This is a genomic window from Kordiimonas lipolytica, from assembly GCF_001550065.1.
In genome coordinates, this window is sequence record NZ_LRUB01000029.1 from 108,918 (window position 1) to 132,874 (window position 23,957).

At 57.0% G+C, this 23,957-nt stretch carries 18 protein-coding genes; 3 read left to right on the top strand and 15 right to left on the bottom strand.

The window, feature by feature from the left end; translation table 11 throughout:
• Positions 1-63: 63 nt before the first annotated feature.
• The 12 genes from KORM41_RS14885 to KORM41_RS14940 form a co-directional block, all read right to left on the bottom strand.
• Positions 64-2,157, bottom strand: a complete 2,094-nt coding sequence (locus KORM41_RS14885; protein ID WP_068149813.1) for a capsular polysaccharide biosynthesis protein — start codon at positions 2,155-2,157, stop codon at positions 64-66.
• Entirely contained in the window at positions 2,154-2,906 is a 753-nt protein-coding gene (kdsB, locus tag KORM41_RS14890) for a 3-deoxy-manno-octulosonate cytidylyltransferase (protein ID WP_068149816.1), read from the bottom strand. Before kdsB ends, KORM41_RS14885 begins: the two co-directional genes overlap by 4 nt.
• A gap of 3 nt (positions 2,907-2,909) precedes the next feature.
• Positions 2,910-3,416 carry a KdsC family phosphatase gene (locus tag KORM41_RS14895; RefSeq protein ID WP_068149819.1) on the bottom strand — a complete coding sequence of 169 codons (507 nt, stop codon included), beginning with the start codon at positions 3,414-3,416 and terminating at the stop codon, positions 2,910-2,912.
• A gap of 6 nt (positions 3,417-3,422) precedes the next feature.
• Positions 3,423-4,265: a 3-deoxy-8-phosphooctulonate synthase gene (kdsA, locus tag KORM41_RS14900; protein WP_068149822.1), complete on the bottom strand. Its 843-nt coding sequence runs from the start codon at positions 4,263-4,265 to the stop codon at positions 3,423-3,425.
• Positions 4,266-4,358: 93 nt separating this feature from the next.
• Positions 4,359-5,183 carry a flagellin gene (locus KORM41_RS14905; RefSeq protein WP_068149825.1) on the bottom strand — a complete coding sequence of 275 codons (825 nt, stop codon included), beginning with the start codon at positions 5,181-5,183 and terminating at the stop codon, positions 4,359-4,361.
• 99 nt (positions 5,184-5,282) lie between these two features.
• A complete protein-coding gene (locus tag KORM41_RS14910; protein ID WP_068149828.1) occupies positions 5,283-6,110 on the bottom strand; it encodes a flagellin in 828 nt (275 codons plus the stop codon).
• Between the two features lie 178 nt (positions 6,111-6,288).
• Complete coding sequence (locus KORM41_RS14915; RefSeq protein WP_197421183.1) at positions 6,289-7,038, bottom strand: 4'-phosphopantetheinyl transferase family protein; 750 nt, start codon at positions 7,036-7,038, stop codon at positions 6,289-6,291.
• Between the two features lie 140 nt (positions 7,039-7,178).
• On the bottom strand, positions 7,179-11,669 hold the full coding sequence (locus tag KORM41_RS14920) for a beta strand repeat-containing protein (protein ID WP_068149834.1): 4,491 nt from the start codon (positions 11,667-11,669) through the stop codon (positions 7,179-7,181).
• Positions 11,670-11,954: 285 nt separating this feature from the next.
• Complete coding sequence (locus KORM41_RS14925; RefSeq protein ID WP_068149836.1) at positions 11,955-13,919, bottom strand: calcium-binding protein; 1,965 nt, start codon at positions 13,917-13,919, stop codon at positions 11,955-11,957.
• A 44-nt stretch (positions 13,920-13,963) separates the two neighbouring features.
• Positions 13,964-15,970, bottom strand: a complete 2,007-nt coding sequence (locus KORM41_RS14930; protein ID WP_068149838.1) for a calcium-binding protein — start codon at positions 15,968-15,970, stop codon at positions 13,964-13,966.
• Positions 15,971-16,156: 186 nt separating this feature from the next.
• The gene (locus tag KORM41_RS14935; protein WP_068149841.1) at positions 16,157-17,230 is read right to left on the bottom strand and encodes a calcium-binding protein; all 1,074 of its coding nucleotides are present in this window, start codon (positions 17,228-17,230) and stop codon (positions 16,157-16,159) included.
• A 231-nt stretch (positions 17,231-17,461) separates the two neighbouring features.
• Positions 17,462-17,986: a DUF6438 domain-containing protein gene (locus KORM41_RS14940; RefSeq protein WP_156431997.1), complete on the bottom strand. Its 525-nt coding sequence runs from the start codon at positions 17,984-17,986 to the stop codon at positions 17,462-17,464.
• Between the two features lie 183 nt (positions 17,987-18,169).
• Here KORM41_RS14940 and KORM41_RS14945 point away from each other — a divergent pair, with 183 nt between their 5' ends.
• The 3 genes from KORM41_RS14945 (at position 18,170) to KORM41_RS14955 (ending at position 21,083) form a co-directional block, all read left to right on the top strand.
• Positions 18,170-19,027, top strand: coding sequence for a response regulator (locus KORM41_RS14945; protein ID WP_068149847.1), 858 nt, complete (start codon positions 18,170-18,172; stop codon positions 19,025-19,027).
• A 157-nt stretch (positions 19,028-19,184) separates the two neighbouring features.
• The gene (locus KORM41_RS14950) at positions 19,185-19,811 is read left to right on the top strand and encodes a response regulator (RefSeq protein ID WP_068149849.1); all 627 of its coding nucleotides are present in this window, start codon (positions 19,185-19,187) and stop codon (positions 19,809-19,811) included.
• A 270-nt stretch (positions 19,812-20,081) separates the two neighbouring features.
• A complete protein-coding gene (locus tag KORM41_RS14955) occupies positions 20,082-21,083 on the top strand; it encodes a hypothetical protein (protein WP_068149853.1) in 1,002 nt (333 codons plus the stop codon).
• A gap of 42 nt (positions 21,084-21,125) precedes the next feature.
• Here the strand turns inward: KORM41_RS14955 and KORM41_RS14960 are convergent, their stop codons facing one another.
• From KORM41_RS14960 to KORM41_RS14965, 3 genes are read right to left on the bottom strand one after another with little or no spacing between them, the layout of a single operon-like run.
• The gene (locus KORM41_RS14960) at positions 21,126-22,607 is read right to left on the bottom strand and encodes a hypothetical protein (RefSeq protein ID WP_068149857.1); all 1,482 of its coding nucleotides are present in this window, start codon (positions 22,605-22,607) and stop codon (positions 21,126-21,128) included.
• A 5-nt stretch (positions 22,608-22,612) separates the two neighbouring features.
• Entirely contained in the window at positions 22,613-22,858 is a 246-nt protein-coding gene (locus KORM41_RS21895; RefSeq protein ID WP_231727288.1) for a hypothetical protein, read from the bottom strand.
• Positions 22,859-22,918: 60 nt separating this feature from the next.
• Positions 22,919-23,920: a hypothetical protein gene (locus KORM41_RS14965; protein WP_156431999.1), complete on the bottom strand. Its 1,002-nt coding sequence runs from the start codon at positions 23,918-23,920 to the stop codon at positions 22,919-22,921.
• Between the last annotated feature and the right edge of the window lie 37 nt (positions 23,921-23,957).

Sequence of the window (23,957 nt, forward strand, 5' to 3'; positions counted from 1 at the left end):
CAGCCTATAATTGGACCAACCGCCGCTACATTCGGAACCATCCACAGGCAGGGTCACATGCCGTTACCGGCGCAGCGCCTCCGCGATATACATGGCTTTGCGCGCCAGCTTGGCAACCGAGGCAACAGGCCCGCCGGAGATCACGCTGCCGCCGCGTTCCATAACGGCAATGTCCGCCACCAGCGCTTCCGGGCCATAGCTTTTGCCGCCCGGCCACTGAACATAGCGCGCATAGACACACAAAAGGCCATAAACAAGCGCGTCCAGCGGTAGGTCGCGCCCGCGACGCTCGCTCAGGCGAGCGCCCAATTGGTCGGTCGTCAGGCCCCAGCCGGCATAAAACGGCATGCCGTAGGTTGTCACCTTAATGCCCCGCAGAATGGCCTCAAAACCCGTCAGGCTCGTCATGGTATGCACTTGATCGACAGCCTCAAGGCAATCGATGATATCTGCGTCTATCACCACTTCGCTTGCGCAGCGCTCGAGCACATCCTGAGGCACCGCCCCTTCCCGGTTGCCCGACACCACATCAGGGTGCGGCTTATAGATGATATAGGCTTCCGGATTGGATTGATGCGCGGCCTCCAGAAGGGCGGCGTTGGTCTTGACCTCGGGTGACCCCAGCTGGATCGAGGCATCGGCTTCCACCTGCCCCGGCACCAGGATCACCGGCTTGCCACCCGCCTTGGCCCTGAAGTCCAGCTTGCCCGCCGACCCCACATTATATTTGGAAACACGCGCGCCCAGAACCGCTTCACGCAGGGCCTTGCCACGCGCCAGGTCGTGGCGGTCAAAATCATGCTTCTTCAGGAAGGTCTCCAGGTCGCTTGGGCCGCGGCCATCATAATAGATGCCCGTCCGGTCCAGCACCAGAGAGGACGGCCTGCGAAGATCGCTCCCCAGCCCCACAGACCGCAGAAAACCATCCTCCATGCGCCAGACCGGGATATGATCCGGCACAGCTTCGGCTTCCTTGTCGTGCTTTCGCCCCCACAAAATGACAATATCGCCGTCCCTGTATTCATAGCCGTCCAGCATCTGGGGTTTGATGAAGACAGTATTCTTTTCACCCACCCCCACGAACTCGGGGATGAAGCCCCGCTTCCACAAGCTGAAGCCCACCGCCAGCGCCCGCTTGCCGCGTGGCCGCACCATCTGGCGTTCCGCGGTCAGGATATCCAGAACGCGTTCCAGCTCACATGCTTCACCCGTGAAGGGGTCGACATAGCGGCTGTAGACGATGAAAGCGGCCGCGAACAGCTCTTCCAGGCTTCGGTTGGCGATGCGGGCTTCGCAAAGCTGCCGGTCATGCGTCAGGCCCCAGCCCGCGTAAAACGGCAGACCAAAGCAGGATACCTTCTTGCCTGCAATCAAGCCTTCAAGGCCCATCTGGCTGGTCACCACATAGACATGGTCGACCCGTTCCATCAGTGCCTGAGGCGCCACATCGTCGGCAATGAACATCACCCGCTCGTGTGTGCGCTCCAGGTCGAAATGCCCGCGCTTGCTGCCTGCCAGCACGTCTGGGTGCACCTTCACCAGCACAAGCGACGTGGGATTTTCCTCCAGCGCAGTTTTCAGCATTTCCATGAACATGCTGTCATCCGCCATGCCGTATTTGATCGACTGATCGGCGAACGTCTGGTCCACCACCAGAACCTTCGGTCCCTTGAAGGCGTTCAACTTTTCCCTGAGCTCAGGCGAGATATCGAAGGGCGCGTGGTTATATTTCGACAGCCGCCAGCGCCGGATGCGCGCCATGGCATCGCGCGAGCGGGCCAGAAGCTCATCCGTGATCCAGTCATCCCGGTTCAGCAACCCTTCAAGGTCGCTTGGGGTATGGGCGTCATAATAGATACCGCTTTTGTCCACCACGAGCGACAGGCGGCGCCCGTCCATGGATGGGTGGCTCAAATACCCTAGGAAGCCGTCCTCCAGGCGCCAATATTCCAGGTTACGGCGCTTGGCATAGGCCCGTGCCTTTTCCGTATTTTCCTTCTGGCCCCAGCCCACAACCACATCGCCATCACGGGCGCCAGACAAGCCCTTGCGGACCTCGCGCCCCAGAAGCGCGGACAAAAGCGGATCGCCTGCGATGCCGCCAGAGGTTGTCAGCGCGCGGGGGGCTTGGGTCTTCTCTGTGCTTGTTTCGGTCATTGCGAAAGCCCCATCATGGCGCGCACGGCGGCCAGGTCCTTTTCGGTATCCACGCCAGCGGGTGGTGCATCCGCCACTTCCGCCACCATGATCTTCATGCCGTGGTAAAGCGCGCGCAGCTGTTCCAGCGCCTCCAACTCTTCAAGCGGCGCAGGCGGCAGCAATGTCAGCTGCCGAAGCGTCCCCGCCCGGTAAGCATAAATGCCGATATGGCGCTGGTAGGCGAAGCGCTGCAGGTCAGGCCGCTCGGCGCCGCGCTCGTGCGGGATGGCGCTGCGGGAGAAATAGCAGGCGCTGCCTGTCTTGTCGGTCACCACCTTAACCACATTGGGGTTCAGAAGGTCATCCATGCTGGCGATAGGGTGGCTGGCTGTCGCGAGCGCCGCATCTGCGCTTTCGGCCAGAAGGTCCGCCACCGTGCGCACCAGCGCCGGCGGCATCATGGGTTCATCCCCCTGCACATTGACGATGATCTCATCGTCCGCGCAGCCCAGGATATCCACCACCTCTGCTATCCTGTCCGTGCCGGAGGCATGGTCCGCAGCCGTCATAACCGCCTGGGCCCCGAATTCCTGTGCGGTGTCAAACACTCGAGCGTCGTCTGTGGCCACAACCACATCCGCTGCACCCGTTTCCTTGCAGCGCTCCCATACATGCTGGATCATCGGCTTGCCGCCAATGTCTGCAAGCGGCTTGCCCGGCAGACGGGAAGACGCGTAGCGCGCAGGGATAACGATCCTGAAGGTCATGCCCTAGTCCTCCTCGGGCGTGACATAATAGTCAGCGAAGCGGATGCCCTTGAGGGCTGCCAGATAGTCGCACACCTCCCGCACCGCACCATGCCCACCTGGGCGTTCTGTCACATGATGCGCGGCCTTCAGCACATCCGGCACCGCGTTTGGCGGGGCAACGGCAAAGCGCACTGCGCGCATCACCTTGAGGTCAATCAGGTCGTCGCCCATGAAGGCCACCTGGTCGAACATGCAGCCCACTTCGTCGCAGATATCCTCAAGCGCGGCCACTTTGTCCTTGCATTTGAAGCGGCGGTGAAAGATGCCCAGATCATCCAGCCGCCTTTCAAGCGGCGCACTGCCCCGGCCAGAGATCACAGCGACCTCGAAACCGGACTGCATCAGAAGCTTGATGCCCAGGCCGTCCTGCACATTGAAGGCTTTCAGCTCCTCGCCCTCAGCGGAATAATAGATGGTGCCGTCGGTCAGCACCCCATCCACATCCAGAACCAGCAGCCGGATATCCATAGCCGTCTACTCCGTCACCAGCGCGGGGAAGCTTTTCGCCAGCGCGTCCACGGCTTTCATCTGCGCCAGATACGGCTCAAGCTTATCCAGCGGCAACGCACAGGGGCCATCGCACAGCGCTTCATCCGGGTTCGGATGCGCTTCAATGAAAAGTCCCGCGATCCCAAGCGCCATGCCAGACCGCGCAAGGGCCGCGGCCTGCGCGCGCCTGCCGCCTGCACTGTCGCTGCGGCCACCGGGGCGCTGCAGCGCGTGGGTGGCATCAAACACAACAGGCGCATACTCTTTCATCACGTCCATACCCAGCATGTCGACAATCAGGTTATTGTAGCCGAAGCAGCTGCCGCGTTCGCACAGCATGATTTTGTCGTTACCACTTTCCTTGAATTTCCTGATGATATGGCGCATTTCCTCAGGCGCCAGGAACTGCGGTTTCTTCACGTTGATCGCGGCTTTGGTTTGCGCCATTGCGGTGACAAGGTCTGTCTGGCGGGCCAGAAAAGCCGGCAGTTGGATCACATCCGCCACCTCAGCCGCTGGGGCAGCCTGATGAGGTTCATGCACATCGGTGATAATCGGCACGTCAAACTTGGATTTGATATCGGCCAGAAGCTGCAGGCCTTGATCAAGGCCCGGACCGCGAAAAGAATGCACGCTGGAGCGGTTCGCCTTGTCGAACGATGCCTTGAATACATAGGGGATATCAAGCCTTTTGGTGACATCCACAAAGGCTTCTGCGACCTCAAAAGCCAGTTCGCTGCTTTCAAGAACATTCATGCCGCCAAACAGAACGAATGGCGCGTCATTCGCGACCGTTATATCTCGCCCGAGTGAGATAGATCGAGCCATAGCTACCCCCGATAGTTGTCCTATAGTGCCATGGCTAGCGCGGGCGGCACGAAAGCGCAAGGCTGCAGTGGCCCCCGCGACAGAAAAGGCCGGTTATTTCAGAAGCGACAGGATTGCCTGCGGCCGCTGGTTGGCGATCGGCAGGGGTTGAACACCCAGTGCCTGCTTCACCTGCAGCGCCTGCAGATTGGCGGTCTCGCTTTCAAGGCTTGTCTCAACCAGGTTGCCGACGCCGGCTTCAATGGTTGCCGAAAGTTTACCGATGAACGACTGCTGCGCATCAATGCTTTCGCTGCCGGCTTCAAATACCGCCTGCACCTTGTCCACATTCGCCCGCGACGCCACAACGGCCTCCAGCGTATCTGCTGCGGCAGTGACACTTTCCAGTCCCTGTTTCGGCTTGAGCGTGACATTGGGGCCGCCCAGCGCAAGGTCCTGCGCTGGCACTTCAACCGCCCGGCGACCATTGGCGCTTGTGAGAGCCGCAATGGACTGCCCGCCCCGCGCAATCGCATTGATGCCGTCAAAGCTGGCATCACGGATCACGTCGCCGATCAGGTCCCGTTCAGTTGCAAAAGCTTCATTGAGCACCGCGCGCGATCCCTCATCCAGGTCAGGGTCAAGCCCGCGCTCTGCTTTTTCCTGCAGTTGCGACAGCAGGTCGGATACCTTGCGCGCTGCGGCAGACGCCACATCCAGCGCAGACGCCGCCCGCCCAAGCGATGCTTTTACTGCTTCCAGCCCGCTGGCGTCACCTTCCAGCTGACCTTCCAGGGTCACAGCGCTATCCGCATGCCGCTCATCTGTCTTGCCCGCCTGGTCAGCTTTTGCCTGAGCCTCGGCCAGACTCTTGCCTGTTTGTTTCTTGTTCTGCAGAACAGCAAAAGCGCCTGCATTTGGATCCACGGTGAAAACCATGTAACGCACCCTTCTGGTTAAACTATGCCAGCATCCCCATGCCAGCTACCTCAATCTCAAACGCCCAGCCCAACTATATCACGACCAGACCCCGGCCCGTCACTGGAAAAGTGTCAGGACGGCACTTGGTGAATTATTGGCGATCGACAAAGCCTGCAATCCAAGTTGCTGCTTCACCTGCAAGGCCTGCAGGTTCGCCGATTCTTTCGCCAGATCGGCATCTACAAGATTGCCAATACCCACTTCAATGGTATCTGACAGTTTGCCGACAAACTCCCGCTGGATTTCAAGCCGCGTAGAGCCCGCGCCCAAAGTCGACAGGGCCGTTGTTACATTGGCAGCGGACGTGGAGATCGTATCCACGGCAGCGGAGGCCAGCGCAGTCGTTGATATTTCCTGCGTATCAGACAAGGTCACCACCGCGCCCCCCAGGGTCAAGTCCTGCGACGCGATCGAAATTGTATTGGTGCCGGTGTCATCGGTGATGGCGATGATATCCGTACCGCTGCCATCCACCGCGTTTGCGCCATTGAATTCGGCATTCTCAACAATGCTGGTGATCTGGTCCCGAAGCTCTACGAACTCGTCATTCAAGGCATCACGGCTGGCACTATCGATGCCGGTATCTTTCGCGGCAACAGCCTTTTCCTTCAGTTCTGTCAGAAGGTCAGACACCGCCTCACCGGCTGCGATTGCCACATCAAGCGTTGAGATAGCCCGGTCAAGGGAGCCCTTAACTGCGTTCAGCCCGGCTATATCACCGCGCAAATTCTGCGCGATGGCATAGGTCGCAGCATTGTCCTTGGCGCTTTCCACCTTGAGACCAGTGTTGATGCGCCGCTGCGTCGTTTCCAGTTGGCTGTTTGTTTGATTAAGACTCTGGAGCGCGAGAAAGGCACCCGCGTTCGTATTTACGGAAAAAGCCATTTTGCCTTCTCCACCATATTTTCAGACACAGTCGGCGTCCTTTTGACGTCTTATACCGTTCCGGCACGGCACGCCCTTCAAGCGATGCGCCTGTGATTTCTTCTGAAATTTATCCGGTCACCCGCCCACTTTATACCACAGGCGTGCGGCTTCGCCAAATAGGACCGAGGTCACGCCTTCAGTCCACGCGGTTACGCAGCGGGTCCGGGCGTCGGTGGATGGGCTGGATATCAAGGTCGAGGTCAATCCGAACAGGTTTTTCGGCGACTGCTGCGATCATCAGGTTATGATCCGGATTGAAATCGAAATAGATGAAAGCATCCGTCAGGCCCTTGGGCGTCGGGGTGGCCAGCTTTGGCGGGCGGGCCGTGAGGTCGATCTGCACACCCCTGAGATAAGGCATCAATTTGCCGTCTTCCATTTTCACGAACGCCTCACGGATGGACCAAAGGGTGAAGAACATCAACCGGCCGATTTCATCTGACATGGCAGACAAAAGCATCCAGTCTTCTTCGGGGAAGCGGCGCTCCGCGACCCGGCGCCAGTCTACGGCCGGATCGAGCTGCTGGATATCAAGCCCCACCGGGCAGCTGTCTGCCACCATGACAGCGGCAATGCCCTCTTCCGCGGCCCCCGTGTGCGAAACCGAAAAATAAGGTGGCTCGTCCTCTGAAAAGCCCTCAATGGAAATACGGCCAGCGCCTTCCTGCTTCAAGGGAACAGCTTTGGGCAGAAGCCCCATATGGTCACCAAGGGCAGTGCGTAACATACGCCGGGCGGTCACAAATGCCGGGCGCGCACCTTCATGCATGCCAGCCAAACGCTGATGCTCGCTTACTGACAGGACATCCTGCCCCGAAAGCGCCGGATCAGCTTCCCGCACTAACAGCTTTACTGTCTCAAGCTCATTGTCACCCTGTCCAGCCATAGGCGGCGGCATCACTTCCAACCATCGGATTGCACCCAGCGCCATCTAAGCGCAAAGCATGGGTTACTGCAATTCCAAAACCACACAAACAAAAGCCCCCCGGCCGGAGCCGAGGGGCTTGAATTTCCAAACTTCCCAGATCAGGCGATATCTGGGTTAAGAATAAAGTGGTCGACCGTCAGGTCATCGAGGGTCACATTCTGAATAAAGACATTTGTGGTCCCGCCAAGCAGGATCAGCACCCCGTCAATACCGCCTTGCGTCGTTTCAGTCGCCGCATTTTTGACATCGGCCAGATCGACAAAATCGGTGACAGTATTCACAAGGTTGATCACATCCTCGGTCAGGTCAAAGTCCTTCAGGACATCACTGCTGTTTGACACCGCATCAAAGATGAAGAGGTCCGCCCCGTCGCCACCGAAGATGGTGTCATTGCCGGAGCCTGCATTAATGGTGTCGTCACCAGCGCCGCCACGGATGCTGTCCGCCCCTGCGCCACCGGAAATCGTATCGTCCCCAGCGCCACCATAGAGCGTATCAGCAGAAGCGCCACCCTGAACGGTGTCATTGCCGTCCCCGGCGAACATAACATCGCTGCCGTTGCCACCGAAAATCTTGTCTGCGCCAGAGCCGGAGAAGATTACATCGTCTCCGTCGCCGCCATCAAGCGTATCTTCCGCGTCACCGACGGCCCCTTTACCGCCATAAATGGTGTCGTTGCCGCCCAGACCTTGGATATCGTCACAGCCAGCACCGCCACCGAGAGCATCATTACCGCCCGCGCCGTAGATAAAGTCTTCGCCGTCACCGGCCCAGAGATCATTGCGTAGGTCGCTGCTGCTGTTGCCCACTTCGCCAACTTCCACAACACCATCGCCATCATCAACCCAGGTGCCGCCGACAAGGGTATCGTCGCCGGTACCGCCAAACAGGATATCGCGGCCGTCACCAGTGGTATCATCAGCACCGAAGACAACAAGAGCGTCTGCACCGCCACCGATCAACAGGTCGTCGTTTGACCCACCACCAATAATATCGTTGCCAGCGTCGCCGCGCACTGCGTCATCGCCATCACCACCTGCGAAGACAGAGTCATTGCCCTTACCGCCGGAGATAACATCGTCGCCATCGCCACCGGTAATAAAGTCGTCACCGGAATTAGCGGTAATGACGTCGTCACCGCCGTGACCCTTGATGTTGTCGAACACATTACTGCCAACCATGACATCATTGCCCGAGCCACCTTCAAGAAGGCCGCCAGTGCTATCGGCTGTGAAGTTAACGTCCGCAATAACGCGCAGATTGACTTCCAGCTCGATGGTATCATCGGCATTGGCAGCATTTGCCAGAACAAGCGTTACAGTTTCATCAAGGTTTGATGCCTCTTTGGTAAGCGAGCTGTCAGCCCTGAAGGAAACCGTGTCTACGACGCTGTCAGCACCCACTGCATCAGTGAAGGTCAGTCGGCCATATTCTGTTTCAACAACCGTCCCAGGATTAACCGTCGTGCCATCAACAGAGATGATATCCCAGTCATTGTCGGTGTAATCAGTCAGCGGGTTGGCACTATTTGGATCCCACCGCATGATGTGATCGGCAAAAGTATCTGCAACCGTCACGCCCGGATCTGCAAAGAGATCCAGATCTGTCAGCAGGTCCTGACAAGCAGTGGTGCTCAGCGTGACGTTGTCGAATTTCAGCGTTTCAACATCGGTAACAATGTCAACACCGTCCACGTTGACCACATAGTCACCAGCCCCGGTGGTGATGTCTGCAGCATCATCGATTGAACCATCGAAGGTTACAATGTCGCCGGAACCGCCACCGCCATTGATGCTATCGTTGCCAGCGCCGCCAAAGAGCTTGTCGTTGCCTTTGCCACCTTGCAGCGTATCGTTGCCATCGCCGCCGTCCAGCGTGTCAGCGTTGGTGTCGAATACTGTATCGCCCTTCAGCAGGTCGTCGCCGTTACCGCCGTATAGCTTGTCTTTGCCGTTCTGGCCCTCAAGCGTGTCATTATCGTCGCCGCCGAACAGCTGATCATCGCCGTCGCCGCCAAGGATGCTGTCGTCGCCGCAATTGCCGTAAATCTTGTCGCTACCGCCTTTGCCATCGAAAATTTCAGGATCTTCATCACCCGTCAGCGTGTTCGCGCTGTCGTTACCAGTGAAGGTGTCGTCCGCAACAAGCGTCAGGTCCAGGTTGACCGTGATGTTCTCGTTCGTGGTTGTATTGGTCAGACGCACCGTAACTGTTTGAGTCTGATCACTGGCCTCGTTGGCATCGTTCAGGTCTGTACTGCCAGTAAAGGTCAGCGTGTCTGCAACGCCGCTATCGCTATCTGTTACTGAAAGCGTACCGTAGCTGAGATTCAAATTCGATCCGTCAGTCACCGATGTGCTGTTGATCCGCGTGATACGCCAGTCGCCGTCGGCATAAGCCGCTGTCAGAGGGTCACCCGCACCAATCTGCGATGCATCCCACTCCAGGACGAACTGCGCCACGCCGGTATCTGCCGAACTTGCGCCCGATTCCGCGGACAGGGCAAAGTCGAGCCCGATGTTCTTATCGGTCGTGGACGTCAGCGTCACATTATTGAAGCGGATGGTTTCCACATTGGTTACGTGATCAGCACCGTCAGCCGTTGTGATCAACAAGGTACCCATGGCGTCGTCAATGTCGGCTTCATCGTCAATGTCGCCGTCGATAACTACGACATCGTTATCGGCACCGCCATCAATGTCGTCGTCGCCGAGACCGCCGTAAAGAAGGTCATCGCCGTCGCCACCGTCAAGCACGTCATTATCGTTGCCACCAGACAGCGTATCATCACCCGCATCACCGAACAGGTCGTCGTCGCCATTGCCGCCGGTAATTTCATCCTCATTGTTGCCGCCGCTAAGGTCATCGGTGCCGTCGCCACCGAAGATGACATCATCGTCTTCGCCGCCCGTCACAATATCGTTGCCCGCACCCGCATCAATTTCGTCGGCACCGCGACCACCATCGATCGTGTCGTTGCCGCCATTTGCTGTGACGGTATCATCACCATTGCCGCCGATGATGCTGTCTGCATTGTCGCTACCCAGGAAGGTCTCGTCGGCATCACCACCTTGCAGCGTAGCACCGCCTGGGCCTGCTACGAAACCGTCATCCGCCAGCAGCGTCAGGTCCAGCGTGAGGGTCACGGTGTTATTGGTATCGACATTGGTCATAACCACTGAAATAGCGGCATCATTGATATCAACCGCAGAGTTGGACTCGTCGATATTACCGGTGAACACCAGCGTTTCACGAACGCCGTCACCGTTTGTATCAATGGCTGTCAGCGTACCGGATGCGATATCGACGAAATCACCATTGGCGTTAATCGCCGTGCCGTCGATTTCTGTGATGTTCCAGTCGTTATCGCTATAGGATTTCGCCAGCGGGTCTGAAGCGTTCGGATCCCAGGCGATCACATCGCCTGCCAGGGTCAGCTCAACATCCACACCGGACGTGGTTGACGCAGTTACCGTGGTGCCAATATCGCTCGCGTCTTCTGTCAGGGTGGCATTGTCGAAAATGACAGTCTCGACATCGGTGACGATGTCATTGCCTTCAACCCGGATCAGGTAATCGCCTTTGGTGGTGTTAACAATGTCGGTCACGGAATCAATTGAACCGGAGATGCGCACGATATCGTTACCAGCGCCACCAACCATGGTGTCATTGCCAAGGCCGCCAGTGATGTCGTCATTACCGGCGCCACCATCGATACGGTCGTCGTCATTGCCGCCTTCGATCAGGTCATCGCCAGCTTCACCATAGATCTGGTCATCGTCATTGCCGCCATACAATTTGTCATTATCGGCACCACCGTAAATCTTGTCGATGCCGTCGCCGCCTTCGACCGTATCAACCCCTACTTCACCATAAAGGATGTCGTTTCCGGCGTCCCCTCGGATGCGGTCATCGCCGTCGCCACCCCAAGCCTGGTCGGCATCGTCGCAGCCGTAGATGAAGTCGTTGCCGTCGTCGCCATAGAGCTTGTCAGTGCCAGCGTTACCACGAAGCGTATCGACGCCTGCGCCACCATCAACCGTGTCGCCTGCGTCACCACCAAGGATGCTGTCGTTATCGTCGCAGCCAAAGAGCTTATCAGCCCCTGCGTCACCATGAATGATGTCGCCACCGGCCGCACCCACAATGATGTCAGCGTCGTCACAGCCATAGAGCTTGTCAGCGCCAGCACCACCATCGATCTTGTCGGCGCCGCTGTTACCGCGAACGGTATCTGTGCCAGCACCCCCGAAGACGGTATCGTTACCGGCGCCACCCAGGATGCTGTCGTTATCGTCGCAGCCAAAGATTTGGTCATGGTCTGTATTGCCGTCAATGACATCATCGCCAGCTGCACCGATGATGATGTCATTACCTGCGCCACCGTCGATGTCGTCTGCGCCGGCTTCGCCGTTTATCTTGTCTGCGCCAGCGTCACCTGAGACAATGTCGTCGCCGTCGCCACCCAGGATGGTATCGTCACCGGCACCCCCTTCAAGCGTATCAATGTCTGCAAGGCCGATGATGGAATCATCATCCGCACCACCTACCAAGCTGTCAGCACCAGCAGTTCCGTTAAAAGTCGCCATCGTGTAGCCCCATAAACTGACCAAATCATATAATTACCCGCACGCTACCAGCCCGCGAGTCTTTCGTCAAACCTAACGAAAGGTCCATTTTCAATTTTTTTCTACAGAATCGGGGACTTAATACTCCCCTCTTCCATCATTTTTTCATGCCCATCGAAGCCTGCGTCGTCATTATTTGAAAGACGTCACCATCCGGCCCAAACCACCATATTCGGCGCAACATTATGTCGCCAACATTAAGGCCACATGAACAGCCCCGCCGCACCTACAGCATGGAGGCACGCTTTAGAAAATGAAATCCGCGTCGACCAGATCAGACACGGTAAGCCCCGTCAGCAGCACACTGTCGCCGCCACCCAGATCAATCAGCACACCGTCTGCGGTGTCGGTCGCCGCTGCCAATACACTCTCAGCATCAGTAAATTCGCTTACGGTCCAGGATAAAGCCAACGCATCTTCACTAACAGAGAAGCCTTCCACGGTGTCATTCCCGCTGCCGGCACTGAACCGCAGAATGTCGGACCCGGCACCTGGCCGCAACACGTCATCTCCCTCGTTACCGATTAGCGTATCATCGCCCGCGCCGCCATAGAGCGTATCGTTATTTTGGCCACCCCTGACAGAATCATTACCGGTACCGCCATAGAGTTCGTCGTTGCCAAGGTCACCTCTAACGAGATCATCACCGGAGCCCGCGAAGATAAGATCATCGCCACCATCGCCTGACAGGACATCGGCGCCTTCCTTGCCAGCAAAGAGTATGTCATTCCCATCGCCTCCCTGCAGCCAGTCATCACCCAAGCCGCCACCCATGGTATCGGCATCGGCGCCGCCAAGAAGTGTATCATCGCCGGCTCCACCCCAGGCCTGGTTAGGTGACAGGTCATCGTCATCCGGATTGTCGTGGCGGGACGGCCTCCCTGCTGAAATGGCGTCATTGCCTTCGCCACCGAACAGAATATCGCTGCCTGCCCCACCGCTCAGTGTATCATCCCCTGCACCGCCGCCGATAATGTCATCGCCTGCGCCACCATCCATTTGGTCGCCACTATCGTCATCCGCACCAGCCCACAGGCTGTCATTTCCATCACCACCCGACATGCCGTCAACACCCGCACCGCCCCTGATATAGTCGTTGCCATCGCCACCTCGCAAGGCCTGGCCACCATCACCCCCCAAAAGACGGTCATCGCCTGCGCCACCGTTTACGTTGGCGTGGATTCCGGATGCATTAACCCTGTCGTCGCCATCACCGGTATTCACTTCCACGTTTTCGTGCGTGATGGTCACAGTATCATCACCGCCGTAGGTGAAAATGGCTTCGTCATCCGCACGGCTGAAAAGCGTGTCCGCGGCGTCGCTGGTGCCGTGCATCACCCGACTGTTCAGCTCGCGCACATCACCATAGCCGCTCAGCGAAAGTTCGCCGCCATTGAATACAAGCGTTTCAACCTTGCCAGGATGATCGTAATATTGGTCGATGATATTCACGACGCCCAGAAGCACGCCTTCCTCGTCATGTACCCTGATGATCAGGTCTTCTTCCTCGTCATCGACAAAAACAAGCTGATCCAGGCTGGAAACGAAGGCCGAAAGGTCCAGCACATCCTGTCCGTCATGGCCTCCCAGGCGGCCATCCCAAATTGTTGTCGCGAACACTTCACCGGTCAGCAGGTCATCATCCCAGGCAATTTCATAGATGTCGTCACCGTCACCACCATAAAGTCCGATGCCGTCTCCTTGAATAATGAACGTGTCATTACCGGCCAGGGCGCTGATATACTGACCGACATTGACACCAATCCGAATGGTGTCATTGCCACTTGTGGCGCCATGATTGAACATGCCGTTCATCTCAGCCGCCGACAATCCAGCCGGCAACGCATAGACGCCATCACCAAGCCGGAGATATTCTACTTCCCCGGTGTAAGCGCCATCAGTCGCTTCATCGATCTCGGCCTTTCCAACAAAAACGCCATTGTCGTCATAAACCAGGAGCTCCAGTCCCCCGTCCTCCCAGCCAAAGACAATGTTGCTGATGCTGGCGGCATTGGCGCTGAGGTCGATCGTATCATCCCCGCTGTAGACTTCCCCATCAGAGCTATCTTCTGCAACGGAAACAGGGTCACCATCGATCGTGGTGCCCGCCACATCAATCACGTAAACATCCGCGCCGTCACGGCCATAGAGGCTGTCGCCTGCACCACCAACCAGCGTGTCGTCGCCGTCGGTCCCCCGAATTACACTCATAAACTCTCCATGAGTCGAATCTTAGCCACTGCGTAGCTACTGTCTCAGAATATAAAATCCGCGCCTGCAAGGTCGGCCACGGTAAGCCCGGTCAGCAACACACTGTCGCCGCCACCAAGGTCAATCAGCAAACCGCCTCCGGTGTCGGTCGCCGCGGCCTCCACGCTGGCCAGGTCGGTGAAATCGGTTGTGGTCGCTGACAGGTCGAGCGTGTCCTCACCCATGGTGAAGCCATCCACCTGATCAGCGCCACCTCCAGCGCCAAATACCAGAAGATCAAGGCCGCCGCCGGGCCTGATCGTATCGTCGCCCTGGCCACCGCTGAGCGTATCATTGCCCGCGCCGCCATAGAGCGTATCCTTACCTGTACCGCCAGCCACATCATCGTCACCGGCACCACCATAAAGCTCGTCCGCACCAGCACCGCCACTGACCACATCGTTTTCCGACCCACCAAAGATAATGTCGTTACCGGCCTCGCCAAAAAGCCTGTCAGCGCCAGTCCTGCCAGCATAGATCCGGTCATTGCCGCCACCGCCGCGGATGATGTCGTCATCATCGCCGCCGCCCAGCGCATCGTTGCCGCCAGCGCCATAAATCAGGTCATTGCCAGACCCGGACCAAAGCTGGTTCGCCGATGTTTCCGTGCTGTTTTTGGACGCGCCGCCGATAAGCGTATCATCGCCGCTGCCGCCAAAGCCAATATCAGAGCCCAGGCTTCCCACGATCACGTCATTCCCTGCGCCGCCGCCGATGGTGTCATCCCCGCTGCCGCCGTTCATCTGGTCGTCGCCTTCGTCACCGGCACCGGCCCATAAGGCGTCATCGCCACCGCCGCCCAGAAGTGTATCGTCGCCAGCCCCGCCCGAAAGGGTATCAGCGCCTGTGCCGCCGTCCAGACTGTCGGGGCCGACACCGCCCCTGAGCAAGTCCTGACCTGCACCACCTTCAGCCTTGCCATAATACCCGGAACCTTCATCACCACGGGAATGAATTCGGATAACGTCGTCCCCATCGCCACCGGTTACACGGGCATCTGGACGCCAGACATCGATCGTGTCATTACCTGAGCCACCATCAATAGGCACCCCGGAATAAGTCCGCGCGTCCACTTCGTGGAGCCGGATCACATCGTTGTCATCGCCCCCACGCAGGTAAGCCCCGAAACCGTTATATGCCGATTCCAATGTGTCATTACCCGCTTCGCCCTCTTGCCGATAGGGGCCTATAATCAAATCGTTCCCGTCACCGCCCCAACTTTGTAACCCACCGGAAAGCGTGTCATCACCGTCGCCGCCCCACATTCGGACAGTTGTGCCGCTTACATGAAGCAGAAGGTCATTCCCTTCCTCACCCCAAAGTTCCACGTCGCGTGCATCGGCCACCAGCGTGTCATTGCCTTCACCGCCATAGAGGTCGCCAAAATCCCACTGGGTGGTGACATGGTCATCGCCGCCAAGGGTCTGCAGCTTGCCGTGCTCGCTGGTGATAACGGCAACGTCGTCCCCCTGCGTCATGTTGAAACCGTAAATACTGGCCAGTTCGAGTTTGTCTGTGGCGACCGTCAGGTCCAGGTCAACCTCACCCAGGCGAAGCGTTTCAAACAGGGCCTCGCCATCATCGCTATATTGCCACCGAAGGGTTACAGTGCCGATAACCGCATCAACACTATCGACAATATGGATAATAACATTGCCGCCATCCTTCCAATCGAAGCGCAGCTGGTCCAGGCTGTCGACCATAAAGGACAGGTCAACGATGTCGGTGCCACCTTCGTCGCCATACCTGTGGTCCCAGACCGTGACGGACGGCGCCTCTTCCCAGGCCTGCAGCGTCCACTGGATCTGGAACAGGTCGTCCCCGACACCGCCAACCGCATAGACACCATCAACGTTGCCCACCTGCAGGGTGTCATCGCCGTCGCCTGCAAAAGCATCGATGCCATTGGCCTCAACAATGATCAGGTCGTCGCCGTCCTGCGCCTTGAGGATATCCCCATCATTGTTGCCAACCAGCGTGTCATCGCCGAATGTCCCGAGAATTTCCGTCATATTTCCCCCAATGGCCCGGCACTCGGGCATACGCGTCTAGAAGCCCAAGCCTTCTACCGCAGCGCCGAACAGCCCGTCAACTTAAACGTTCGTGACACACGATCCCCACCAGGCACAAAAAAAGACGCCGCTGGATGCGGCGCCGAGGTTGCTCTAGAGGGAATGGAGTAATGCTTCTTGGGAGGCCTAAAAAATCACGTCCATAAAGTTGAGGTCATAGCTGGTTACGCCCTCAAGGAAGATGCTGTCTGTAGCCGTGGTCTCGATCAACAGGCCATATTCGCCGTCCACCCAGGTCTCGAAGCTATAATAGTCAAGATCGCCGAAATTCTGGATGTCCCAGACGCCGGTCAGAACCAGCGTGTCTTCCCAGATATCGAAGTCGGTGATGGTGTCGTCGCCCTGGCCGTCCTTGAAATAGAAATAGTCTTCGCCGAATCCGCCGGTGAGCACATCGTTGCCCGCACCGCCGAAGATGTCATCGTCGCCGTCATCGCCCCAGATGGTGTCCCGGCCGCTGCCACCGTATATTTCGTCATTGCCGCTATTGCCTGCGATCACATCATCGCCAGACCCGCCGAAGATCACATCACTGCCCGCGCCGCCGAAAATATCGTCATACCCCGAGGAGCCATAAATCCAGTCCACACCGTCTCCGCCATAGACAAGGTCATCGCCGTCGCTTGCATAGATGTCATCGTCACCAGAACCGCCATCGATAGTGTCATTGCCCCAGCCGCCAAAGATGATATCCCTGCCACCCGCGCCGAAGATGTCGTCATCGCCAGAGCCGCCACCAATGATGTCGTTGGCATTGCCGCCCACAGCCACATCGTTGCCGCTGCCGGCCCAGATAACATTGTCTGGATAGTCATAGGGATAGATGGCGATAAAGGCGTCAGCAGAGACCTCTTCACCATAGTCATACCAGCCGTTGTCATTGACCGCGCCATCGTCCCAACCGCCGCCGATAAGGGTATCGTCGCCCGCGCCGCCGATAAGGGTGTCTGCGCCTTCTGCTGTGGGGCCGTCATAATCAACCGGGGCGAAGAAGGTCTTGTCGCCATACCAGTCGATATGCTGTGTGTAGCCATCGGAAAAGCCGCCGCCTACGATAAAGTCATTGCCGTAGCCGCCGATCAGATAATCGTCGCCGGAGCCGCCCACCATGAAGTCGTCGCCGTCACCGCCGCGGAAAAAGCTGTCGATGCCGGAGCCGTCAAATACATAGTCGCCGTTAATCTCATTCACGAAGGTCATGCTATGTCCCCACTGGTTGCTGTCGTGGATTTCGCTTTGTTATGACCCCGTTATGCAGGAACGGCCCTGAACCGAAAATGAATGGCGCCTTCAGGAAAAGGCGAGACCATCAAAATTAAAGGCACAGGCGGTTTCCCGCATGTGCCTTTTGTTTGCTTAGCTGTCGCGATCCGGTCTTTCCCTTTAAACGCAGAAGAATGCGGAAAGGTTCACAGGGCCCGCAAAAAAGTGTCAGCGGCGCTTTGGCTTCCGCTCATCCGGCGTGCCAATAAAGCGATCGACATCCAGGATGCGCTCAAGCTCATTCACCAGGCCTTCAAGCTGCGCGCGCTCCTTGATGCCGCGGCAACCGGTATACCATTCCAGGTTTTTGGACATTGCCGCCGATTTCAGTTCGATCTTCACTGTCGGGTGGTCCGTCGCCCAGGGCTGGCAGGTATTGCGGGTATAGGCATCGTCAAAATCGGCAAAACCGCGCATTTCAAGCATGCTCAACACCTCAAGGAAGCGGCCAGCGCTGTATGTTTCGCTGTGCTGGCCCTGCAGCTTGGTAAAGCGACCGCCATGATAGGTAACCCGGCCATCGCCCTGGAGCGTGATGTCATAAACTGGGCAGGCGCCAAAGCACGCCGTACGGCTGAGCGTGATATAATCGAATGGGCTGATGTCGCGCGCGGGCGCCGTATCACCGGAACCAGCCTCGGTGCAGGACGCCAGCGCCAATGCCGCGATCACCAGTGTAAAAAGCTTTTTCATAAGCCACCCTTTCCTGCCCTTAACTGCGCTTTCCTCAGTTGTCATGCTTGTCCTTTTTCAGGATCGGATGCAAGGCATGAATGAAGGCTGAACGGAGTAATGGGCATGTTAACCGTTTCGTGATACCTTGCCGGCAAAGATTGTTCAGCGCACCAGCGAAAGCCAAAAGCATTCAGGCCGATCATGCAGGACGACACCAAAAAGACATCACCAATAACGGAAAAGACGAGCACGGCTGAAATTGCTATGCCCGACGTGGGCGGCGCCCGCATCCTTGTTGTGGAAGACAACCCGGTAATGGGCCAGATCATCGAAAAACTTCTGGCTGCTTTTTCCGTGCAGCACGACCGCGTGTGCGACGGCCTGCAAGCGATTGAGGCTGCGCGCGAGCACGACTATGCCCTGATATTAATGGACATCCTGATGCCCAAGATGGGCGGCGTGCGGGCGACGAAAGAAATCAGGAAGCTGAGCCCGCACTATAAAAATCTTCCCATCATTGCCGTCACAGCAAAGGTTTCGGAACGCGACATCGATCAGTATCTGAGCGAAGGCATGAGCGGGGTGGTGAAGAAGCCGATCAACCGGTTAAACCTCGCCACCGTCATGAAAGAGCATCTGGGCATTTCTGAGCAGCAGGAAAACGCAGGCACGGATGACAGTGAAGAGACTTTCTATCAAGGCGATGAGCTTGATATCCTGAACTGGGAGACACTCAATGAATATCGGGCGATCCTGAAAGACAAGTTCAAGCATTTCCTCAAAGACTATCTGGTGGCGGGGCCGGACCTTCTGGCAGCCGTGGGTCAGGCGATCGAGGCGGGAGATGCGGAAGGCGTGCAGTTCCACGCCCACAAGTTCAAATCCACCAGCCAGGTATTTGGCGCCGAAGCGGTTTCCGACCTGGCCGCAAAGCTGGAGATCATGGGAAAGAAGGGCGATATCGCTGGAGCGCTGCCCACGTTCCATGAGCTTCATATCGCCTTTGAACGCGCCCAGCACGCGCTCAGGAAAAAGCTGGTGTTGCTGCAGAATATGTAGGCTGCGCGAGTCTGTATCGCTAAAATTGTACCGTTAACTTTTTGGTTAGGAATGTTCGGCATAAAAATGCCAGGCAAAGAAAAGGCAGAACCGCTGCCGCAAATTCAGGCAATGTTTTAAGTAACCAGAGACGTGAATTTGCAGGAGCAATTTCAAAATGCGTGATACCGCGCTGATGCCTGAAAAAAGCCGCCCTTCCAGCCAGGAAGCCTCAGTAACTCGCCATGCCCTTGTTGTGGATGATATGCCAGTTATGGCAAAGATCCTGGGCCGTGCCCTTGATGAAATGGGCATCACCTATGACCATGTCATGAACGGCGAAGAGGCTGTCACGGCCTTTGAAGCTGGCCGGTACGACATGGTTTTCATGGATATCATGATGCCAAAGATGAACGGCGTCGAGGCCACGAAACGGCTGCGTGCGCTTGAGTCTGAAGCCAACAGATCTCCGCTGCCGATCATCGCGGTCACCACCAAAATGTCAGGCCCAGAAAACAGCGTTTATCTTGGTGCAGGCATGACCGACTGTATCAAGAAACCGGTGGATAGGGTAAGCCTTGAAGTGTTGGTGAAGCGCCACTTGACGGGCGAAGAAGCGGATGTGGATATCAGTGACCAATATGACGCCATCTATGACGAGATGGAGGTCGTTAACTGGGATACCTTTCCGGGAGTATGGCGAGCTTCTGAAGGGCTGAACGAGCTGTATTTCGACCTGCACATTGCCTTTGAACACACACGGCAGGCTCTGCAGAAAAAATTGATCATTCTGAAAAACTTCTAACCACCGCAGGGTTAACGAATATTAAGCATTCTCGCTAAGGCTTTGTTCATATCTTTGGTGGTACTTTTACAACCATAATAAAAATATCACCACAGCCTGCCGGGTGGGGATTAACCCGTATTTAGAGTGATTGGCGTCCTCTGGTCTTGACGGCCACCCCACCCCGTTCTTTTCCTCGAATCTGTTCATGGTATGTTCACTTTCTTGTTGTTAATTTCCCTCAAAGATTGATAGCGTAGCAGCGCGTTGGTCGCAGTTAGGGGGAATCACGTGCGAGCGAAATTGATAGGACTGATCCTTGGGGCTTTTTGCTTTTGCAGCACCGCTGTCGCGGACACGCCGGAAAATCAGCCCCCGGAAGTTTGGGGCGCCTATCAGGCTGGGCCTTCACTTTATAAAATGTTGATCGAGCACATTCAGGCGATGCCTGACTTCGAATTGATGGAAACATTGATAGAGAACAGTCGCCGTGTGGAAGCAACCAACCCCGCAGGCCCACAAGGCGACAAATTGATCATTTCCAAGTCCTGGGAATTGGGCGGCGACCATATCAAGACAATCGACCCACCGATACTCGGCCCTGTGCAACTGCTTCCGCACGAACTCTATGAGCCGGAAGGGCTGAAGGCCGCCATTGAGAAAATCATGGCGCAAGATGACATGAAAGCACGTCTCGCCGAAGGCAGCGCCGACACGCTGGTAGAAATTTTCATGAAGGGGCCGGAAGAAGGTCGCAAGGTTGCGGAAAGCCTGCGTGCCGGGCGCATCCCGCATCCGCTTGGCAAAACCTATGCGCTCGAATGGCTGCTGAAGGTGGCGCTCCGCTCAAGCGACGTTTCGTATGCAGAGACAGCAATCGCCTGGATGCTAGACCCATCCTATCGCGACGCGCGAGCCAAAGAGGGGCCGCTCAACACCAGTCGCGAGGAAGAATTGCTACGCGCCCAAAAGGCTTTGGTCCTGCTGCAAGGCCAAGAAGGCGTAAAGCGGCGGGACCTTCTTTATTGCCTTTTGAAACAGAACGACACCCACCCCAACCAGAAAGCGCTTGACGAGCTTCAATATATCACCCTGTACCGTATGGCACAGTGGGGTGAAGCCTACCCGGAAGCAGACTTTGAAAAGATCAGCGACAAGTTGGGCTTCTGGATGCGGCAGGTGGTGAAGCTCAAATATATGGCTGATGACACACCGGTCCTGGCAGGAGACCTGCCGCGCCAGGACATCAATCTCTATCGCTGTCCTTTCCTGACAGCCGAGAGCTTCCGGTAGGAAATTAGCCCATGAGGTACTGCCAATAGGCGGGCGGCAGTTTCAATGCTGCTGCGCCTCTTCCTTCAGATATTCAAAGCGCGCGAAATAATATTCCTTCAAGAGAACCTGCCTCCAAACGTCGGGCAATGTCGCTGCCTCGGGCGGTGTTTTGCAGCCGTTTGCCCGAAAGCCCAGCAGCAAGGTCCGTGTTTCTTTCACCTCTGCGTCAAAGTCGGCGAAGGCATTATAGAATGCGATCCAGAGCCGTAGCTTTTCCTCCTCCAGTCTCGGGATATCGGCAACCCGAAGCTTGGTAACCTCAACGCTCCGCCAGAAAACTTCATTCGTATCTTTGGCCAGCTTCGCCACATCAAGAATGCGGGCCAGCCGCGCAGTGGTTTTTGCACCAACCTCTTCGGCAGCCTCAGCGACTACCCCCAAACCGTCCCTTGACCCCAAAAGGTCAAGTGCAGCTTCATTAGCGCCCTTGCCGTTCTTAATATCGCTAAAGAATTTGGCGAGGTCCCCGGCAGGTACGTTTCCGGCGGCCTGGACCAAATTCCGGGCATCGAGCTGACGGGCCGTCAGGGACAGCCCCGCTTTTTCCCAATAGGCTTCGTTAAACTGCTGCGCTATGGAAATCAGCGCCTCCAAACGATTCACATGCCGCGCCATCAAGCTACGCCAACTGCTCTTCAGGTTTTGACACGCTCCTTCCCGGGCGAGAATTTTGGCCTCAATCTGCCGCCCCTCGGCACCAAAACATTGAGTCAGGGTCTTGCGTGTCTCGACATCCAGGGTTTCATGAAAGGCTGCTGCCGATAAGGCATTACTACACTGCTTTAACACCCGGTTCGATGGCCGCCTTTTTAGCCCCACCAATTCCAACTCTTCCTGTATTGCTTCCCTGGACCGGGCCAAGATTGGCCATGTTGCACGTGTGACAAACACCAATGCAGTCCGGGATGAAGCCTTCCATTCCTGAACAAGGAGATTCTCAATCGTCCGTTTCTGTATGGCTGGCGTCATATTCACCAGACGCCCGGTGTCCGGATCAAGGAACTGACCCCGGGTGAACGCAAGGCGCACCCGAAAGCTGCCATCAGGTGTCGTATCCACATCCGCAATATCCAGCCCGAATTTGCGCGCGAAATCCCACCTATTGATACTTCGCAGCAGGTCTGCCGTCTGCTTGTGCGGCAGGGGGTGTTGGCCCTCCTTCCAGGTAAGCACCTTTGCTGCCGTGTTATCCAGATAAGCAATATTGCTTGATCGCCATACTTTCAGCGCCTTGAAACGGTCTGGTAGCGCATTATTCAGCGCAACAATGCCCTTGCCATTGGGGAGGAGCAAGCTTCCCTCCTCCGGAGCATGCTTCGCCAGAAATCGCGCCAGAGCGCGAAAGAACTGATCATTCTGACGCACCCCAATCTTGCCGTTAAAATCTGTGCCACTCGAAACCGTGAGCGCTGCCTGCACAAGCGTCACATCAGGCACACTATTCTTGCCGCCTCGGCCAACAGAACCGCTAATCCTGATCATCTTCTTTACCCACGCCACTTCTCGCGGCTGACGCCCTTCAGCTTTTCAACCGTGCGCAAGCCGCCAAGCCCCAGCATGGACAGAAGCACCGTCACCAACGTCTCTGACCCCGAAAGCGTGGGCGGGGCGGGCATGTCGGGAAAGAAGGCAAGGCGAAGCCACGCCAGAATATCCGCGCCCATGAAATGCCACGCCAGCGCAAGCCCACACACCCAGCCAATGACTATAGCGAAACGCCGAATAGGGTGCAAGCTATTTTTTACGATTTTCGTAATTTTTAGCCAAGAGCTACCAGAGCCCAAACATCCGCACTATTCAGCCTTGATCTCAGCCCCACTCACGTCAAACCGCTTGATGCCGGTGCGCTTGCCCGTGTCGTCATAAATGAACCGCACTTCATGCGCACCACTGCCGTCCATACCCGGTGTGCCGTCCAGCTTGAAGTAGCGCTGCCCGGCGCGCTGGCCAGATGGCAGGTAGCTGCGTTCAATCACTGGCATGTCACCGAACGGTTCGCCGGTTTCCGTTTTCACGTCCACCCGGTGCGGGCGGCCGAAACGGTCAAAATTGCTGTAGCGGATATCTGCAAAGCCAGAGGGGAAATTCTTCGGCTTGCCATCTGCGTCAAACACCTGCTCAGACAGGAAGTTGCCCTGCGCGTCAAAATGGAAGCGCACCTCGGCAAAGCCGTTTTCGCCGTTCATCAGCGTGCCATCCGGCGCCTGGTTCTGGCGGTAGGTGGCGAAGTCATTGCCGTCGAAGGCGAAGAAGGCCATGGGAAAACCGTTATGTTCCGCAACCTGCTCGCCAGCCGCATCGAAGCGGATCTCATGCACCCGACGACCTTTGCGGTCCCGCGTGACCATCAGCTTGGCATAGCCGCCCACGTTCACCGGCTGGCCGTCCGGCCCCAGCGTGATCTTGGTGGTCCAATAGCCATGGCCCGTGCATACATAGCGCACTTCCCAAACGCCGTTTGAATTCACCACGCGCTCACCCGCTGCGTTTTCGAACCATTCGGTAATCAGCGTATCCGTTTTACGCCGCACCAAGGCATGGGCGCCATAGTCGCCATGCGGGCTGGGTTTGCCGCCGTGAAAGAAGGTTACCTTTTCAAGGTAGCCGTTTTCATAATCAAGGAAATAGCTGTCCATCACCCGCGCTTCCTCATCCGTCAGCGGATAGACGGGGCGGGGGGCGCGCTCGGTGTGGTCACGGTTCCAGTGAAGGTAATAACCGTCCTCCGCAGGCGCCTGAGACGCGTGCGCAACTGGCGCCAGTACAAATGCCAGCGCGATCAATAGTCCTCGCATAATCATCCCTAATCTTTTTGTCGGGTTTTGGCGGACT

Bases quoted from the DNA above. Each gene is read 5' to 3' on its own strand.
- kdsB (WP_068149816.1), bottom strand. From the start codon at position 2,906: ATGACCTTCAGGATCGTTATCCCTGCGCGCTACGCGTCTTCCCGTCTG.
- KORM41_RS14965 (WP_156431999.1), bottom strand. From the start codon at position 23,920: ATGCGAGGACTATTGATCGCGCTGGCATTTGTACTGGCGCCAGTTGCG.
- KORM41_RS14950 (WP_068149849.1), top strand. From the start codon at position 19,185: ATGCGTGATACCGCGCTGATGCCTGAAAAAAGCCGCCCTTCCAGCCAG.
- KORM41_RS14960 (WP_068149857.1), bottom strand. From the start codon at position 22,607: ATGATCAGGATTAGCGGTTCTGTTGGCCGAGGCGGCAAGAATAGTGTG.
- KORM41_RS14915 (WP_197421183.1), bottom strand. From the start codon at position 7,038: ATGGCTGGACAGGGTGACAATGAGCTTGAGACAGTAAAGCTGTTAGTG.
- kdsA (WP_068149822.1), bottom strand. From the start codon at position 4,265: ATGGCTCGATCTATCTCACTCGGGCGAGATATAACGGTCGCGAATGAC.
- KORM41_RS14940 (WP_156431997.1), bottom strand. From the start codon at position 17,986: ATGAAAAAGCTTTTTACACTGGTGATCGCGGCATTGGCGCTGGCGTCC.
- KORM41_RS14895 (WP_068149819.1), bottom strand. From the start codon at position 3,416: ATGGATATCCGGCTGCTGGTTCTGGATGTGGATGGGGTGCTGACCGAC.
- KORM41_RS14930 (WP_068149838.1), bottom strand. From the start codon at position 15,970: ATGACGGAAATTCTCGGGACATTCGGCGATGACACGCTGGTTGGCAAC.
- KORM41_RS14885 (WP_068149813.1), bottom strand. From the start codon at position 2,157: ATGACCGAAACAAGCACAGAGAAGACCCAAGCCCCCCGCGCGCTGACA.
- KORM41_RS14935 (WP_068149841.1), bottom strand. From the start codon at position 17,230: ATGACCTTCGTGAATGAGATTAACGGCGACTATGTATTTGACGGCTCC.
- KORM41_RS14910 (WP_068149828.1), bottom strand. From the start codon at position 6,110: ATGGCTTTTTCCGTAAATACGAACGCGGGTGCCTTTCTCGCGCTCCAG.
- KORM41_RS14925 (WP_068149836.1), bottom strand. From the start codon at position 13,919: ATGAGTGTAATTCGGGGGACCGACGGCGACGACACGCTGGTTGGTGGT.
- KORM41_RS14905 (WP_068149825.1), bottom strand. From the start codon at position 5,183: ATGGTTTTCACCGTGGATCCAAATGCAGGCGCTTTTGCTGTTCTGCAG.
- KORM41_RS14920 (WP_068149834.1), bottom strand. From the start codon at position 11,669: ATGGCGACTTTTAACGGAACTGCTGGTGCTGACAGCTTGGTAGGTGGT.
- KORM41_RS14945 (WP_068149847.1), top strand. From the start codon at position 18,170: ATGCAGGACGACACCAAAAAGACATCACCAATAACGGAAAAGACGAGC.